At 77.3% G+C, this 2153-nt stretch carries 1 protein-coding gene and 1 pseudogene; both read right to left on the bottom strand.

Annotated elements, in window-relative coordinates:
* Positions 1–172 precede the first annotated feature (172 nt).
* Positions 173–1639, bottom strand: a complete 1467-nt coding sequence (locus NCC78_RS31120) for an NADH-quinone oxidoreductase subunit NuoF family protein (protein ID WP_250799002.1) — start codon at positions 1637–1639, stop codon at positions 173–175.
* A pseudogene (locus tag NCC78_RS31115) lies at positions 1636–2153 on the bottom strand (hypothetical protein); the annotation flags it as partial. The gene NCC78_RS31120 and the pseudogene NCC78_RS31115, both read right to left, overlap by 4 nt.

The following is a 2153-nucleotide window of genomic DNA, read 5'->3' as shown; positions in this document are numbered from 1 at the left end:
GGCGGCCGGCCGGGCGGCGTCTCCGCCGGAGGCGCAGGACGCCGCGCCCAGCAGGGCGGCGGCCAGCGCGACCGCCGTGGCGGCCCGCCGGGTCACCACCGGGCGGGGCGGACGTGCGGGACTGACCGACCGGCGGAGCATCGGCATCCGCGTCTCCCTTCGGTACGGTTCGCTACTCGGCCTTGGACAGCCGGAGGGCGAGTTCGGGGCAGACCTTGACCGCCTTGAGCGCGCCCTCCCGCAGCCAGGTCGGCACGGGGGTGGGCGGGAAGGCGGGGTATCCGTTGGCGTCGAGCCGGATGAAGTCCGGCACGACGTGGGCGCAGAGGCCGTGCCCGTCGCAGCGGGACCAGTCCAGGGTGAGCTTCTGCGGATTCTCCTCGGGCGCGCCCGGCAACCCCATCACGCCCTTGACCCGCCGGCCGCACCCCTCACCGGTGGTGTGCAGCCGCAGGTCCTCGGCGAAGACCTCCAGCGCGGAGAGGGCGAACCGGGCCGTGCCGTCGGGGTGGCTGCACGCGCCGCGCCCCTTGACGTCGCCGGCTGCGGCCCGGACGACCTCCACCGGAGCGCTGCCGGAGACCGCCAGGTCGACGGCGCGGGCCAGGTCGGGCAGCCCCAACTTGCACGGCCCGCACTGCCCGGCGGACTCCCCGGCCAGGTAGCGCACCACCTGGGCGGCCTCGCCGAGGGGGCAGGTGTCCGCGCCGAGCGGGATCATGATGCCGGCGCCGAGCGTGCCGCCGACGGCGGCGAGCCCGGTGCGGGAGATCTCCGCCCGGTCCGCGGCCTCCTGGGTGATCCACTTGCCGTGGTAGCCGCCCGTCAGGACGCCCGGGCCGTCCGGCGCCTCGCAGAGGTCGAGGATCTCCCGCAGCGGGGTGCCGGCGGCGCACTCCACGACCGCCGGCCGTTTCGCCGCGCCGGTGACGGTGAGCAGCAGGGTGCCCGGCTCGTCGTCGGTGCCGAGCGCCGCGTACTCGTACGGGCCGAGGCGGGCGGCGACGGCGAGCTGGGCGTACGTCTCGGCGTTGGAGAGCAGGGTGGGCAGCCCGCCGACGCCGGAGTCGCTGGAGCGCTTCTTGGTGCCCGGCGGGATGTGCGGCAGGCCGTTGATCCCGTTGACCAGGGCGCCGCCCTCGCCGGAGATGAACCGGTGCGGGACGGTGACGATAGTGGTGGGCACCGGCATCCGGCGCTCCTCCAGCGCCGCCGTCAGGGAGTCCCGGCCCACCCCGTCGTCGGCCACCCCGATGATGATCTCGTCGGCGTCCAGCGCGTACGCGGCCAGCGCGGCGCCGTCGAGGACGAGGTGCGGGGCCCGGGTGAGCAGCACCTTGTCCTTCCAGCTGGCCGGCTCCCCCTCGCTGGCGTTGACCACCACCACCGCGGAGAGGTCCTGCCGCTCGCAGGACTCCAGCACCGCGCGGAGCTTCCGGGCGAACGGGAAGCCCGCCCCGCCCTTGCCCTTGAGCTGGATGCCCTCGGCGAGCCGGAGCAGACTCGCCGGTTCCATCGGCCCGATCGGCCCGTGCACCTCCTCGTGGGCGAGCAGGTCGAGCCGGCCGAACTCGGCGAAGCCGGCGGTGAGCCGGGGCTCGCCGACGCAGGCGACCGGGGGCACGGTCGTGCGCATCACCTGGCCTCACCCCGCAGCCCGGCCCAGTACGCCCCGTCCACCTCGGCGGCGTTGGCCCGGCGCCGCCGGCCGGAGCGGCTGTCGCCGGCCGCCCGCCGCGCCCGCCGGGAGGCGAGGTCGACAAGGGTGGGGGTGTCGTCGGCCGGCGGCGGGACGTCCTCGGGGACGTACCGCGCGGGCGGCCGCCAGTAGTCCGGCTCCACCTCCGGCAGGTCGTCCTCGACGCTGTGCCGGCCGCCGCCGCTGCGCGGCGCGGCGGAGATCGGGCCCCCGGAGATCGGGCCCCCCGGGATCGGTCCGGCCGAGACCGGGCCGGCGGAGATCGGCTCGCCGGCCTCCCAGCGGCGGGGGCTGTCCCACGGCTCCTCCGGCTCGGCGACGCGTTCCGGCGGGGCGGAGTACCGGCCGCCCGCGTCGGCGTCGACCCGGGCCCGGCGGGCGGTCCGCTCCTCGTCCTCGCGGCGGCGGCCGGTCGGCGCGAGCTCCTCCCCGCGCCGACGCGTCGGCCGTTCGG

The organism is Micromonospora phytophila, from assembly GCF_023656545.1.
GTDB lineage: Bacteria > Actinomycetota > Actinomycetes > Mycobacteriales > Micromonosporaceae > Micromonospora > Micromonospora phytophila.
This window is presented reverse-complemented; position numbering and strand designations above follow the sequence as displayed.